The 13,306-nt window shown below is 70.7% G+C and carries 13 protein-coding genes; 12 read left to right on the top strand and 1 reads right to left on the bottom strand.

The features are described from left to right. Positions 1 to 77 precede the first annotated feature (77 nt). Positions 78 to 965, top strand: coding sequence for a helix-turn-helix domain-containing protein (locus FU260_RS15065; RefSeq protein ID WP_147917806.1), 888 nt, complete (start codon positions 78 to 80; stop codon positions 963 to 965). A gap of 31 nt (positions 966 to 996) precedes the next feature. Here the strand turns inward: FU260_RS15065 and FU260_RS15060 are convergent, their stop codons facing one another. Then, entirely contained in the window at positions 997 to 2,202 is a 1,206-nt protein-coding gene (locus tag FU260_RS15060; protein WP_147917805.1) for an aspartate transaminase, read from the bottom strand. A 93-nt stretch (positions 2,203 to 2,295) separates the two neighbouring features. On the opposite strand from FU260_RS15060, the gene FU260_RS15055 reads away from it, so the two are divergent. From FU260_RS15055 to FU260_RS15005, 11 genes are all read left to right on the top strand, one after another. Continuing rightward, on the top strand, positions 2,296 to 3,168 hold the full coding sequence (locus tag FU260_RS15055) for a hypothetical protein (RefSeq protein ID WP_147917804.1): 873 nt from the start codon (positions 2,296 to 2,298) through the stop codon (positions 3,166 to 3,168). A gap of 49 nt (positions 3,169 to 3,217) precedes the next feature. Next, positions 3,218 to 3,967: a 5-oxoprolinase subunit PxpA gene (locus FU260_RS15050; protein ID WP_147917803.1), complete on the top strand. Its 750-nt coding sequence runs from the start codon at positions 3,218 to 3,220 to the stop codon at positions 3,965 to 3,967. Next, the gene (gene pxpB, locus FU260_RS24195; RefSeq protein WP_147917802.1) at positions 3,964 to 4,584 is read left to right on the top strand and encodes a 5-oxoprolinase subunit PxpB; all 621 of its coding nucleotides are present in this window, start codon (positions 3,964 to 3,966) and stop codon (positions 4,582 to 4,584) included. The genes FU260_RS15050 and pxpB overlap by 4 nt, the downstream gene beginning before the upstream one ends. Continuing rightward, the gene (locus FU260_RS24190; RefSeq protein ID WP_147917801.1) at positions 4,581 to 5,450 is read left to right on the top strand and encodes a 5-oxoprolinase subunit C family protein; all 870 of its coding nucleotides are present in this window, start codon (positions 4,581 to 4,583) and stop codon (positions 5,448 to 5,450) included. Before pxpB ends, FU260_RS24190 begins: the two co-directional genes overlap by 4 nt. Positions 5,451 to 5,478: 28 nt before the next feature. Next, the gene (locus FU260_RS23845) at positions 5,479 to 6,588 is read left to right on the top strand and encodes a DinB family protein (RefSeq protein WP_147917800.1); all 1,110 of its coding nucleotides are present in this window, start codon (positions 5,479 to 5,481) and stop codon (positions 6,586 to 6,588) included. 228 nt (positions 6,589 to 6,816) lie between these two features. Beyond that, positions 6,817 to 7,116, top strand: coding sequence for an Asp-tRNA(Asn)/Glu-tRNA(Gln) amidotransferase subunit GatC (gene gatC, locus FU260_RS15030; RefSeq protein ID WP_147917799.1), 300 nt, complete (start codon positions 6,817 to 6,819; stop codon positions 7,114 to 7,116). Then, on the top strand, positions 7,113 to 8,630 hold the full coding sequence (gatA, locus tag FU260_RS15025) for an Asp-tRNA(Asn)/Glu-tRNA(Gln) amidotransferase subunit GatA (protein ID WP_147917798.1): 1,518 nt from the start codon (positions 7,113 to 7,115) through the stop codon (positions 8,628 to 8,630). Before gatC ends, gatA begins: the two co-directional genes overlap by 4 nt. Next, positions 8,627 to 10,117 (top strand): Asp-tRNA(Asn)/Glu-tRNA(Gln) amidotransferase subunit GatB, encoded by a 1,491-nt coding sequence (gatB, locus tag FU260_RS15020; RefSeq protein ID WP_147917797.1) that lies wholly within the window; start codon positions 8,627 to 8,629, stop codon positions 10,115 to 10,117. Before gatA ends, gatB begins: the two co-directional genes overlap by 4 nt. A gap of 196 nt (positions 10,118 to 10,313) precedes the next feature. Beyond that, positions 10,314 to 12,476 carry a response regulator gene (locus tag FU260_RS15015; RefSeq protein ID WP_147917796.1) on the top strand — a complete coding sequence of 721 codons (2,163 nt, stop codon included), beginning with the start codon at positions 10,314 to 10,316 and terminating at the stop codon, positions 12,474 to 12,476. Beyond that, positions 12,473 to 12,847, top strand: coding sequence for a response regulator (locus FU260_RS15010; RefSeq protein ID WP_147917795.1), 375 nt, complete (start codon positions 12,473 to 12,475; stop codon positions 12,845 to 12,847). The genes FU260_RS15015 and FU260_RS15010 overlap by 4 nt, the downstream gene beginning before the upstream one ends. Further along, positions 12,844 to 13,296 (top strand): ATP-binding protein, encoded by a 453-nt coding sequence (locus FU260_RS15005; protein WP_168211785.1) that lies wholly within the window; start codon positions 12,844 to 12,846, stop codon positions 13,294 to 13,296. The genes FU260_RS15010 and FU260_RS15005 overlap by 4 nt, the downstream gene beginning before the upstream one ends. Positions 13,297 to 13,306 lie beyond the last annotated feature (10 nt).

The raw sequence follows: 13,306 nt of genomic DNA, 5'->3' as shown, positions 1-13,306 counted from the left end.
ACGAGACTAGGTCGGCCGGGGGAGAAGATGAATGGCCGATCCGACGGCTCTGCCTGGACGATTCTATGATTCTTACCATGACGGGCTACCTCCGGGACGGATTCCCCGGCGAGCGGATCAGAGTACTGCCGCGACCACTGCTGGAGCGGGCCCTGGCCGGCGGGCTGACCGGCCGGCTCCTGGTCACCGATGCCGGCTACTTCCCGCACGCCGCCAATCACGGGCGCCGCCGGCGGCACGGTGCACGGGAAGCGGTGGTGCTGGTCTGCGTCGCCGGGCGGGGCCGGTGTCAGCTCGGTGATTCGGTGGTCGAGGTGCGGCCCGGGCAGGCACTGGTGCTCGCCCCGGGGCGGGCGCACCTGTACTGGGCCGATGCCGTAGATCCCTGGACGTTGTGGTGGTTCCATGCCACTGGCAGTGATCTGGACGATCTGTTGACGCCGATCGTCGATGACGACGGGCACGGCCTGGTGCCGCTGCACGACCCGGCGCCGGTGGTGCACGCGATGGAACAGGTGATGCAGGCGTTGGAGCGGGACGAGACGGCGCCGTCCCTGGTCAGTGCCAGCGGTGCGGCCTGGCACGCACTGGCCCAGATCGCCTCGGACCAGCTCGCCGGCCCGCGCGATGCGACCTCACCGGTGCAGCGAGCCCGGGACTACCTGCTGGAGAACTTCGACCAGCCGGTGCGGGTGCCTGAGCTCGCGGCCCGGGTGGGACTGTCCGCATCGCACTTCGCGGCCACCTTTCGCAGGGCCACCGGCGGCGGGGTGCTGGAGTATGTGAAGCGGATCCGGATGGCCCGGGCCCGGGTGCTGCTGGTGACCAGCGACCTGACCGTGGCCGAGGTCGCCCACGCCGTGGGCTACGAGGACCCGTTCTATTTCTCCCGGCAGTTCCGGGCGGTCTCCGGGGCGAGCCCGTCGCAGTTCCGGAGCGCGTCGCGGGCCGAGCGGGTGCCGTGAGCCGGCGCCCGGTGGATCAGCTGAGTTCGGTTCAGCTGAGCTCGGCCAGGGCCTCGCGGATCTGGCGCAGCGATGCCTCCAGCACCTCTTCGCTGGTGGCGAAGGAGACCCGGAAGTAGGGGGAAAGGCCGAATGCCGCACCGTGCACGACCGCTACCCGGGCGCGGTCGAGCAAGTAGAGGGTGAGCGCCTCGTCGGAGTCGATCACCCGGCCGTCCGGAGCTGCCTTGCCGAGCACCTCGCCGCAGTTGACGTAGACGTAGAACGCGCCGTCCGGAGAAGTACAGCTCAGCCCGGGGATCGCGTTGATCCCGGCCACCACCAGCTCTCGCCGGCGCCGGTAGATCTCGTTCGCCTCGGCGACGAACGACTGATCTCCGGAGAGTGCCGCAGCAGCCGCCGCCTGGCTGATGGAGGAGGCGCAGGTGGAGACCTGGGACTGCATCTTGTTCATCGCCTGCACCAACGCCTGCGGACCCATGCCATAGCCGAGCCGCCACCCGGTCATCGCGTAGGTCTTCGAGACGCCGTTGACCAGCAGCACCCGATCGCGCAGGTCCGGGGCGACCTGCAGCAGGCTCGGCACCGGTTCCGCACCGAAGGAGACCTCGTCGTAGATCTCGTCGGTGAGCACGTTCACCTGCGGATGCGCCCGCAATACGGCCGCGAGAGCCTCGAGCTCCGCGTGGCCGTACACCGCACCGGTGGGGTTGCCCGGGGAGTTCAGGATCAGCCAGGTGGTGCGTGGGGTGATCGCCTCGGCCAATGCTTCGGCGGTGAGCAGGAAACCGTCGGCCTCGCTGGTGGCGACCACTACGGGCGTGCCGTCGTTCGCGGCCACCATGTCCGGGTAGGAGACCCAGTACGGCGCCGGGATGATCACCTCGGCGCCCTGCTGCACCGTAGCCATCAGTGCCAGGAAGATCACCTGCTTACCGCCCCCGCCCACGGCGAGCTCACCGCGGGAGTAGCGCAGCCCGATCCGCGCTTCGACCCGGTCCAGGATCGCCTGCTGCAGGGCCGGTGTGCCGTTCACCGCGGTGTACTTGGTGTCCCCGGACCGGATCGCCTGCTCCGCTGCTGCCTTCACGAAGTCCGGAGTGTCGAAGTCCGGTTCGCCCACGGTGAGGCTGAGTACGTCCACCCCCTCCGCGCGCAGGTCCCGCACCCGCTGCGTGGCCGCCGTGCTCGGCGACTCCTTGATCCGGGTGACACGATCCGCGAGGTGAATAGCCATCGGGCCAGACTAATGTCTGAGCCCACCCGCGTTCATCGGCGGGTGCCGAGAGCGATAGCCTGCCCGGGCAGAAGGATCGACCGGGGAGGGGATATGCGCAGAGCTGGCATCGGGTGCGGGGTGGCCGTGCTGTTGCTGGCGGTCGGCTGTGCCGGCGAGGATCCGGAGCCGCCACCGTCCACACCGTCGAGCAGCCAGCCGAGCGAGCCGCCGGAGGAGACGACCGAGCCGAGCCCGGAACCGTTCGACCCAGCCAGTGTGGACCTGGGCGAGCAGGAGTGGCAGTACGCCACCGCCTACCAGGCCCCGGTGGCCATCGAGCTCAGCGACGGGGCGGGGACCGGTGAGCTCGACCAGGGTGAGGGTCGGTTCGAGCTCGGCGAGGACGACCCGCTGCTGCTGGACATGGACGAGGACGGCGACGAGGACGTGGTCGCCTCGCTGTCCTTCTCCGCCGACCTCGGCGGAGAGAACTTCCAGTGGGTCTCCACCACCTGGTTCGTCTGGCTGAACGACGGCGAGCAGCTCACCCAGCTGCCCTACCCACTGGCCGGCTCCGGCGACTGTGACACCCAGGTGGACTCGGTCACCGCGGCAGACGGCGGTGGGGTCGTGATCGAGGAGGCCCAGCTGGGCTGGCAGTCCTCCTGTGCGGCCGGGGCGAACATCGAAGTGACCCGCACCGTGCAGGTCAGCACTGGCGAGGACGGCCAGCCGTGGCTGGTGCAGACCGAGCCGTTCGCCTCCTGGGGCGGTGCCTGCCCGATGATGGTCGAACCCGGTGACCGCGACGGTGAGGTGGTCGTGGCCCCCGGCCTCGAGCCCGCCTCACCCGAGGTGACGCCGGTGATCGTCGACGGCGCGGACAGCTGGCTGAGCGAGGAGATCGACGGCTGGGACTTTGTCACCTATCTGCAGGACGAGGACCCGAACTTCGTCTCCTACTGCGGCTGGACCGAGTCCTGACGGGCCTGCGCACCTGCCCGGGTGGAGGCGGGCGTGGGATCATCGGGAGGTGACCTCGGCACCCACCGTCCTGGACCTGAACGCCGATCTCGGTGAAGGCATCGGCGACGACGCCGCCATGCTCACCGTGGTCACCAGCGCCAACGTCGCCTGTGGCGGACACGCCGGCGACGCCGGCTCGATGCGCTCCGTGTGCGCTCAGGCAGCGGCGGCCGGCGTACGGATCGGCGCACATCCCTCCTACTGGGACCGGGAGAGCTTCGGCCGCAACCCACAGGAGATCGACGAGCACACTCTCACCGAGCAGCTGCGCACCCAGGTGAGCACACTGATCCAGGCAGCGACCGCCGTCGGGGCGGCTGTGACCTACCTGAAGCCGCACGGCGCGCTGTACCACGCGGCTGCTCGCGAACCCGCGCACGCCCGGGCCGTGGTGCAGGTCGCGGCCGAGGTGGGCTGCGCCGTCGTCGGACCTCCCGGTGGCTTGATGCTCCGGCTGGCCGAAGCCCGCGGCCTGCTCGCCTACCCGGAGGGATTTGCGGACCGCGGCTACGCCGTGACCGGCGCGCTGCTGCCACGATCCGAGCCGGGTGCGGTGATCACCGATCCGGACGAGGTGGCCGCCCGGGTCGCCCAGCTTGTTCGCACCGGCACGATGACAGCGGCGGACGGCACCTCGGTGTCGCTCCCCGTGCGCACGCTCTGCGTGCACGGTGACACCCCGGGAGCCGTTGGCCTCGCCCGCCGGGTGCGCGCCGCACTCGAGGATGCCCGGCTCGCGCCGCGGGCGTTCACATGAGCGCAGCGGTGCTGCGCCCCAGTGGCGAGCGGGCGGTACTGGTGGAGCTGGACTCGCTGACCGCTGCGCACGCCCTGTCCGCTTCGATCCTCGCCGCCGAGCTGCCCGGAGTGCTTGACGTGGTGCCCGCCGCCCGCACCGTGCTGGTCACCGTGCACCGGGCCGATCAGCTCAGCCGGGTGGCCACCCGGCTGCAGCAGCTGGCTCGGGAACCCGGCGACGCCGCCCCCGAGCCGGCCACGGCGGCGATCCCGGTGGTCTATGACGGCGCCGACCTGGCCGAGGTCGCGCGGCTCACCTCGCTGAGCACCGCCGAGGTGATCGCGCGGCACAGTGCGGCCACCTACACCGCGGACTTCTTGGGCTTCGCGCCCGGGTTCGCCTACCTCTCGGGTCTGGACCAGAGCCTGCACGTGCCGCGCCTGGACTCACCGCGCACGGCCGTCCCCGCGGGAGCGGTGGCGATCGCCGGGGAGTACTCGGCCGTCTACCCGCGTACGTCCCCGGGCGGGTGGCACCTGATCGGGCACACGGACACGGTGATGTTCGACCCGGCCGCCGACCCGCCCGCGCGGCTGCAGGCCGGGATGCGGGTGCGGTTCGAGGCGGTTCGATGACGCTTACCGTGCTCGACCCCGGCGGGCTCACTCTGGTGCAGGACCTGGGCCGCCCGGGGTATGCCGGTCTCGGGGTCACCGAGTCCGGTGCCGCCGACCGCCGGTCGCTGCGCCGGGCGAACCGGCTCCTCGGCAACGACGACGGCGCCCCCGCTCTGGAGACCACCCTTGGCGGGCTCGTGCTGCGGGCCGAGGAGACCGTGGTGGTCGCGCTCGCGGGCGCGCCCGCGCCGATCGAGGTCGTGGCCGGTGGCGGCAGCACCCGGACCGGCGGTCCGGTCCTCCGGCTACCGGCGGGTGCCGAGCTGCGCCTGGGGGTGCCGGAGTGGGGGATGCGCACCTACCTGGCGCTGCCGCAGGGCGTGCTGACCGGCCGGACGCTCGGCTCCGCCAGCTACGACACGCTCGCAGCGCTCGGCCCGCCGCCACTGCAGGCCGGCGATGTGCTGCAGGCGGGCGCCGGAGAAGCCGTGATCGCCACTGTTGAAGCCGAGGCGCCGGGCTGGCACGGAGCGCCCTACATGCTCGACCTCCTCCCCGGCCCGCGGCGGGACTGGTTCACCGACGGCGCCCTCACCGCTCTGTTCGCCGAGCCGTACACCGTCACCGACCTGGGTGACCGGGTGGGTGTGCGGCTGCACGGGGCCGGCCTGGAGCGAGCCCGCCGTGGCGAGCTGGCCTCGGAGGGGGTGGTCCGCGGCGCGGTGCAAGTACCGGCGGACGGGCAGCCGCTGATCTTCGGCCCCGACCACCCGGTCACCGGCGGCTACCCGGTGATCGGGGTACTCACCGACGATGCGGCCGACGCGTCGGGGCAGCTGCGCCCGGGCGGGCAGATCCGGTTCCGTCGCCGCGGAGACTGGTGAGGCGACCGGGACCGGTAGCGTGAGCCCCATGCCTGCGAGCCAACTCCCCGAGGTGCCACCGGAGACCAAGGACTGGACCTGGGTACTGCAGCAGCGCTGCCCGCAGTGCAGCCTCGACGCCGGTGTGCTCACCCTGGCGGAGATCCCCGCAGTGATCCGTGCCCAGGTGCAGGTGTGGCCGGTGGTGCTGCTCCGCGCGGACGTTCGGGACCGGCCGCAACCGCAGGTGTGGTCGCCGCTGGAGTACGGCGCGCACACCCGGGACGCGCTGGGCCTGTTCACCGATCGGCTGGCGTTGATCCTGACCGAGGACGAGCCGACCTTTCCGGACTGGGATCCGAACGAGGCGGCGCTCGCCGGCCGTTACCACGAGCTGGACCCGGAGGCCGTGTCCGCGGAGATCCTCGCGGCCGCGGAGACGTTGGCCGCGGCGGCCGAGGCCGTGCCGCCGGAGGCGGTGCAGCGGCGCGGACTGCGCAGCGACGGCGCACCGTTCACGGTCACCACGCTGCTGCAGTACCTGGTGCACGATCTGGTGCACCACCTGTGGGACGTCAGCGGCGAGCTGCCGGGCGCTTCCGCGGAAGCGCCTGCGGCCGAGGCTGCGGCCGAGGCGGTGCAGGTCACCCGTCCGCGCGCCGAGGTGCTCGGCGAGGTCCGTCCTTCCGGTGCGATGCCCGACGGCGGAGCCTCCGGTGGCGAGGACCCCGCGCCGGGCGCTGTGGCGGCCCAGGCAGGGTCGGTGCCCGGCGGCGCTGGCGCGCAAGAGGCCGAGGCGAACGCCTCCGCGGAAGAGGCCGACGCACCCGCTTCCGCGGAAGCGGCTCCCACCGAGGCCGAGGACCGCCCGGTACCACCGCTGCAGGCATTCGCCCACCGACACCGCCGGGCGCTCGGCATCCTGATCGCGATCGTCTGCGCCGCGCTCGCGGTCGCGTTTGCGACAGTGGCTGCGCCGACCACCACCGGCGGCGGTGTCCGGGCGTTCCTGGTGCACTGGACGGTGCCCGCCATCTGGGCGCTGATCGGCGCGGTAGCGATCACCTGGGCGCTGTCCGTGCGCCGTCAGATCATCAACGTGATCGCCTACGCGGCGGTGGCGTGCTGGGTGATCTACCTGGCCGCCAGGATGCTCTGAACCGCCATTCAGGGGGCCTCGCGCGCCCGCCCGCTCGTCCTGGCGTTCGCACCCGTCGGAATCCACTTGGAGACTGGGAATCCAGTTGCAACCGGATTCCCAGTCTCCACGTGGATTCCGTGGGGCAGGCAGCCGGGGAGATCGCCGGGCCGGGAGCGGGTTCGAGGGATTGTGATCGGGGTCCGCCGACGGTCGGGAGTCGTCCGCGCCGTCGGTAGACTTCTGGCTATGTCCACCATCAACTCTGACGAGGTCGCACGCCTGGCTGCGCTGGCCCGGATCGACCTCGGCCCCGAGGAGATCGAGAAGCTGGCCGGGGAGCTGGACGTGATCGTCCAGGCCGTGGCCACGGTCTCCGAGGTAGCCGGCGATGACGTGCCCGCGACCTCCCACCCGATCCCGCTGACGAACGTGCTCCGCGAGGACGTGGTCGGCCAGACGCTGCCGGTCGACGAGGTGCTCGCGCAGGCGCCGTCCGCCGAGGACGGGCAGTTCGCGGTACCGCAGATCCTGGGGGAAGACGTATGAGCGCCGACCTGACTCGCCTGACCGCCGCAGACCTCGCCGCCAAGCTCGCCGCCGGCGAGGTCTCCAGCGTGGCCGCCACGCAGGCGCACCTGGACCGGATCGCTGCCGTGGACGGTGCCGTGCATGCCTTCCTGCACGTGAACACCGACGAAGCACTCACCGCCGCCGCCGAGGTCGATGCCCGCCGTGCAGCCGGCGAGGAGCTCGGCCCGCTGGCTGGGGTACCGATCGCCGTCAAGGACGTCGTGGTCACCCAGGGCCAGCCCACCACCGCCGGTTCGAAGATGCTCGAAGGCTGGATCCCGCCCTACGACGCGACCATCGTCTCCCGGCTGCGCGGGGCCGGGATGCCGATCCTCGGCAAAACGAACATGGACGAGTTCGCGATGGGCTCCAGCACTGAGCACTCGGCGTACGGCCCCACCCGCAACCCGTGGGACACCGAGCGGATCCCCGGTGGCTCCGGTGGCGGTTCGGCTGCCGCTGTGGCCGCCTACGAGGCCCCGTTGGCGATCGGCACTGACACCGGCGGCTCGATCCGCCAGCCGGCCGCGGTCACCGGCACCGTCGGGGTCAAACCCACCTACGGCGGCGTCTCCCGCTACGGCCTGATCGCGCTGGCCTCCAGCCTGGACCAGGCCGGGCCGTGCTCGCGCACGGTGCTCGACTCCGCGCTGCTGCACGACCTCATCGGAGGCCATGACCCACGTGACTCCACCTCCCTCCCGGAAGCTCCGCCGTCGTACGCCGACGCCGCGAGACAGGGCGCCAGCGGCGACCTGACCGGACTCAAGGTGGGCGTGGTGACCCAACTCGGCGGCGAGGGCTACCAGGCCGGGGTGAGCGCAGCGTTCGAGGCCAGCCTGGACCAGTTGCGCGGCGCAGGGGCGGAGATCGTGGAGGTCTCCTGCCCGAGCTTCGACGCCGCGCTGGCCGCCTACTACCTGATCCTGCCTTCGGAAGCCTCCAGCAACCTGGCCAAGTTCGACGGGATGCGGTTCGGGCTGCGGGTGGAGCCATCCGATGGCCCGGTCACCGCTGAGCGGGTGATGGCCGCTACCCGCGGCGCCGGGTTCGGTGATGAGGTCAAGCGCCGGATCATCCTCGGCACCTACGCGCTTTCCGCCGGCTACTACGACGCCTACTACGGCAGCGCGCAGAAGGTCCGCACCCTGATCCAGCGGGACTTCGCGGCCGCCTTCGAGACTGCGGACGTGCTGGTCTCGCCGACGGCGCCGACCACCGCGTTCCGGTTCGGGGAGAAGACCAATGACCCGATGGCCATGTACCTCAACGATGTGGCCACCATCCCCGCCAACCTGGCCGGCGTGCCCGGCCTCTCGGTGCCGAACGGGCTGAGCGACGACGGCCTCCCGGTCGGGTTCCAGGTACTCGCCCCGGCCCGCGCGGATGAGCGCCTGTACCGGGTGGGTGCCGCGCTGGAGGCCCGGCTGAACGAGGCGAACGGCGGACCGCTGCTGGCCCGCGCCCCTGAGATCGAGGTGAAGGCATGACCACGCTGGTCGACTACGACGACGCCATCTCCCGGTTCGACCCAGTGCTCGGCATCGAGGTGCACGTGGAGCTGGGCACCGCCACGAAGATGTTCGACGACGCACCCGCCTCCTTCGGTGAGGTGCCGAACACCTCGGTCACCCCGGTCTCCCTCGGCCTGCCCGGGGCGCTGCCGGTGGTCAACGGCAAGGCGGTGGAGTACGCGATCCGGATCGGGCTGGCGCTGAACTGCCAGATCGCCGAGACCTGCCGGTTCGCCCGGAAGAACTACTTCTACCCGGACGTGCCGAAGAACTTCCAGACCTCCCAGTACGACGAGCCGATCGCCTACGAGGGCTACCTGGACGTCGAGCTCGAGGACGGGGAGATCTTCCGGGTGGAGATCGAGCGCGCGCACATGGAGGAGGACGCCGGCAAGAACACGCACGTCGGCAGCACCGGCCGGCTGCAGGGCGCCGACTACTCCCTGGTGGACTACAACCGCGCCGGTATCCCGCTGGTGGAGATCGTCACCAAGCCGATCACCGGAGCCGGAGACCGGGTCCCCGAGGTCGCGCGGGCCTACGTGTCCGCGCTGCGGGACATCTTCCGCGCCCTTCAGGTGTCCGAGGCCAGGATGGAGCGCGGTAACGTGCGCGCGGACGTGAACGTCTCGCTGCGCCCGTCCCCGGACGCACCGCTCGGGACGCGCACCGAGACCAAGAACGTGAACTCCTTCCGCTCCATCGAGCGGGCGGTGCGGTACGAAGTCTCCCGCCAGGCGGCAGTGCTCGACGGCGGAGGTTCCGTTCTGCAGGAGACGCGCCACTTCCACGAGGAGGACTCGAGCACCTCCAGTGGCCGGGTGAAGTCCGATGCGGATGACTACCGCTACTTCCCCGAGCCGGATCTGGTGCCGCTGGCACCGTCTCGAGACTGGGTCGAAGAGATCCGCAGCAACCTGCCGGAGCTGCCGGCCGTGCGCCGTCGCCGGCTCCGTGAGGAGTGGGGCTACTCCGAAGAAGAGATGCGGGACGTGGTCAACGCGGGCGCACTCGAGGTGATCGAGGCGACCGTGGCGGCCGGCGCCACCGCCCCTGCCGCGCGCAAATGGTGGATGGGCGAGCTGGCCCGTGCCGCCAAGGAACGTGGTGTGGAGCTGGCCGAGGTCGGTGCCAGCCCGGAGCAGGTGGCCGAGCTGCAGGGTCTCGTCGAGGCCGGCCGGGTGAACGACAAGCTCGCCCGCCAGGTGCTCGAGGGGGTGCTCGCCGGTGAGGGTTCGCCGGAGGAGGTGGTCACCGCCCGCGGTCTGGAGGTGGTCTCCGACGACGGCCCGCTGCTGGAGGTCATCGACGCCACCCTGGCTGCGCAGCCGGACATCGCAGAGAAGATCCGCTCGGGGAATCTCGGGCCGATGGGTGTGATCATCGGTGCGGTGATGAAGGCCACCCGTGGTCAGGCCGACGCCGGACGGGTGCGTGAACTGGTGCAGGAGCGGCTCGGCTGACATCTGAATAGCGACTCGCCGGACACCTGACCAGTCAAACTGCTGACACGAGGTCGCGGGTACGGCAGAGTGGTGCCGTGCACTTCGTTGGAGTGGACCCGCCCTCGGGGGAGAACCGGTCCGCAGGTATACCCCGAGTGCGCTTTGTGCTGCCTACGCGAGGGTTTGTGGTCCGCGTGCCGAGGAGGGTGCGCAGGTGACCAGGCCGAGGCTGCACCCGATCGTCCGGCTCGACTACATCGTCCGGATGACCTGTTTTCCGCTGCTGATCGCGATCTTCTACTCGGTCTTCCACGCCTCCGGCCGGGCCGATGCCAGGGTGATCGCCCTACTGCTGCTGTGGGGGTTGGTCTGGCCCCAGCTGGCGTACCTACACGCCCGCTACAGCCGCGACTCAAAACGCGCTGAGCACTGGAACCTGTTCATCGACTCCGTGCTGGTCGGCGCCTGGGCGGCGGGGATGCACTTCAGCCTGTGGCCGAGCATCATGTTCGTGACCGGGGTCAACCTCGGCAATCTCGGGGTGGGTGGGGCACGCCTCGGGGCGCGTGGTGCGGTCGGCCTGGCACTCGGTGTGCTCGGCGGCGGGCTGCTCACCGGTTTCGCGATCGAGCTCGACGCCCCGACTCTGCCGACGGCGGCGAGCATCGTCGGCATCTTCCTGATCAGTTCCGTGTTTGCGCTGCAGGCGTACCTGCAGAGCAAACGGTTCGTGCACAATCGCAAGCTGCTCGAGGCGCAGAACCTCCAGATCGAGGAGAAGAACGACCAGCTGGCGCAGGCCAAGGAGGAGGCCGACACCGCCAACCGGTCGAAGAGCCTGTTCCTGGCGAACATGAGCCACGAGCTGCGCACCCCGCTGAACGCCATCATCGGCTACAGCGAACTGCTCGAGGAGGAAGCCCGGGACGCGGGCGATGACCACCTCGTGCCCGACCTGGACAAGATCCACAGCGCTGGTCAGCACCTGCTCGGCCTGATCAACGAGGTGCTCGACCTGTCCAAGATCGAAGCCGGGAAGATGGAGGTCCACCTCGAAGCCGTGGACGTCTCCCCGGTGCTCGAGGACGTACTGGCCACCGTCCGGCCGCTGGCGGAGAAGTCGAACAACCGGCTGACGCTCGACGCCTCAGCGCCAGGGCAGATGCACACCGACGTCACCAAGCTGCGGCAGATGCTGTTCAACCTGCTCGGCAACGCCGCGAAGTTCACCACCGACGGCGAGATCTTTCTCCGCGCGCGACGAGAGACGCTGGCCGCGGGGGAGTGGATGGTGTTCGAGGTGGAGGACACCGGCATCGGCATGACGCCGGAGCAGCAGGCGGGCCTGTTCCAGCCGTTCGCCCAGGCCGACTCCTCGACCACGCGCCAGTATGGCGGTACCGGCCTCGGCCTGGCAGTCTCGCGGCACTGCGCGCAGCTGTTGGGCGGGGACATCGACCTGCGCAGTGCGCCCGGGACCGGCACCACGTTCACCATCCGGATCCCGGTCGACGCCATGGCGAAGGACGGTGCTGATCGCGGGGCTGGGGCTGAGGACGACGCCGGTGGCGAGACCAGACCGGTCGCGGAGCCCGCCCCCGGCCCGGTCGTGCTGGTGATCGACGATGACGGCCCGGGCAGTGAGCTCGTCCAGCGGGTGCTTGCGGGACAAGGGCTGCGCGTGGAGTCGGCGAGCGATGGTGACGACGGTCTGCACCGGGCGCATGAGCTGCAGCCCAGCCTGATCCTCCTCGATGTGCGGATGCCCGGCACGGACGGCTGGAACGTGCTCGCGCAGCTGAAAGCCGATCCGCAGCTCGCGCCGATCCCGGTGGTGATGATCTCGGTCACCGGCCAACAGACGCTCGGCCTGGCGCTCGGTGCGGCCGACTACCTGGTCAAACCGGTCGCTGCCGACCGCCTGGTGCAGACGGTTCGGCGCCACCTGGGCGCTGCGACACCGGACCAGCCGATCCTGGTGGTCGACGACGACACCACCACCCGGGACATGCTGCGCCGCCAGCTCGAACGGGCGGGCTGGCCCGTGATCGAGGCCGCGGACGGCGTCGAGGCGATCTCGCACCTGGACGCCGGCGAGCCGGCACTGGTGCTGCTCGACCTGGTGATGCCCCGGATGGACGGCTTCGCCTTCCTCGACGAACTGCGCGGCCGGCCGGATGCGCAGGAGCTGCCGGTGATCGTGCTCACCAGCAAGGACCTCAGCCACGCCGAGCGCAGCGAACTGTCCACGCGGGCCGGCACGATCATCGCGAAGGGTCGCTACACCAGTGACCAGCTCGAGGAGGAGGTGCGCCGCGCCCTCGACGATCCTCGACCGAAGGGACGCTCGCGCGTGACCGGTGAGGCGGCGGTATGAAGATCTTGTTGGTCGAGGACAACGAGATGAACCGGGACATGCTCTCCCGCCGACTGGTGCGCCGCGGGCACCTCGTGGTGACGGCGACGGACGGGGCCGCGGCCGTGGCGACCACCCGGACCGAACAGCCCGACGTGGTGCTGATGGACCTCGGTCTGCCGGTGACCGACGGCTGGGAAGCCACGCGCCAGATCAAGTCGGACCCGCGTACTGCGACGATCCCGGTGATCGCGCTGACAGCGCATGCGATGACCGAGGACCGCGAGCGTGCCCTCGCGGCCGGCTGCGACGATTTCGACACCAAGCCGGTGGACCTGGAACGCCTGACGGCCAAGATCGCCGCCGTCACTCGAGACGGCGCCCAGTCGTGAGCAGCGATCGGGGCGGAGACGATGGCCGCTACCAGGCCACCCAGGTGAGCGACCTCGCCGGTCTGGTGGCGTTCGTCGAGCGCTCCTGTACCAGCGTGGGTGCCCATGCCGACGATGCCTCGGACGTGCGCCTGGCCACCGAGGAGGTCTTCGTCAACATCCTCCAGCATGGCTACGGCGGCCGGCCGGGTCCGGTCAGCGTGCGGATCGACGCCACTCCGGCGCGAATCACCGTCACGCTCACCGATGAGGCGCCGGCATTCGACCCGGCGGAGCTGCCGACGCCCGACCTCGCCACCGGCGGCGAGCACCGCGCCCTGGGTGGGCTGGGTTGGCATCTGGTGCGCCGGGTGATGGACGAGGTCAGACATGAGGACGTGGCCGAGATGGGCAACGTGTTCACGCTGGTCAAAGAACTTTCCGCGGGGCCCGACGGGCCATCGCACTAGGTGACGGGAG

This window comes from Ruania zhangjianzhongii, assembly GCF_008000995.1.
GTDB lineage: Bacteria > Actinomycetota > Actinomycetes > Actinomycetales > Beutenbergiaceae > Ruania > Ruania zhangjianzhongii.
Note: the sequence above shows the minus strand (reverse complement) of the source record. Positions and strands in the feature narration are given on the sequence as shown.

Bases quoted from the DNA above. Each gene is read 5' to 3' on its own strand.
- FU260_RS15065 (WP_147917806.1), top strand. From the start codon at position 78: ATGACGGGCTACCTCCGGGACGGATTCCCCGGCGAGCGGATCAGAGTA.
- FU260_RS15060 (WP_147917805.1), bottom strand. From the start codon at position 2,202: ATGGCTATTCACCTCGCGGATCGTGTCACCCGGATCAAGGAGTCGCCG.
- FU260_RS15055 (WP_147917804.1), top strand. From the start codon at position 2,296: ATGCGCAGAGCTGGCATCGGGTGCGGGGTGGCCGTGCTGTTGCTGGCG.
- pxpB (WP_147917802.1), top strand. From the start codon at position 3,964: ATGAGCGCAGCGGTGCTGCGCCCCAGTGGCGAGCGGGCGGTACTGGTG.
- FU260_RS24190 (WP_147917801.1), top strand. From the start codon at position 4,581: ATGACGCTTACCGTGCTCGACCCCGGCGGGCTCACTCTGGTGCAGGAC.
- FU260_RS23845 (WP_147917800.1), top strand. From the start codon at position 5,479: ATGCCTGCGAGCCAACTCCCCGAGGTGCCACCGGAGACCAAGGACTGG.
- gatC (WP_147917799.1), top strand. From the start codon at position 6,817: ATGTCCACCATCAACTCTGACGAGGTCGCACGCCTGGCTGCGCTGGCC.
- gatA (WP_147917798.1), top strand. From the start codon at position 7,113: ATGAGCGCCGACCTGACTCGCCTGACCGCCGCAGACCTCGCCGCCAAG.
- gatB (WP_147917797.1), top strand. From the start codon at position 8,627: ATGACCACGCTGGTCGACTACGACGACGCCATCTCCCGGTTCGACCCA.
- FU260_RS15010 (WP_147917795.1), top strand. From the start codon at position 12,473: ATGAAGATCTTGTTGGTCGAGGACAACGAGATGAACCGGGACATGCTC.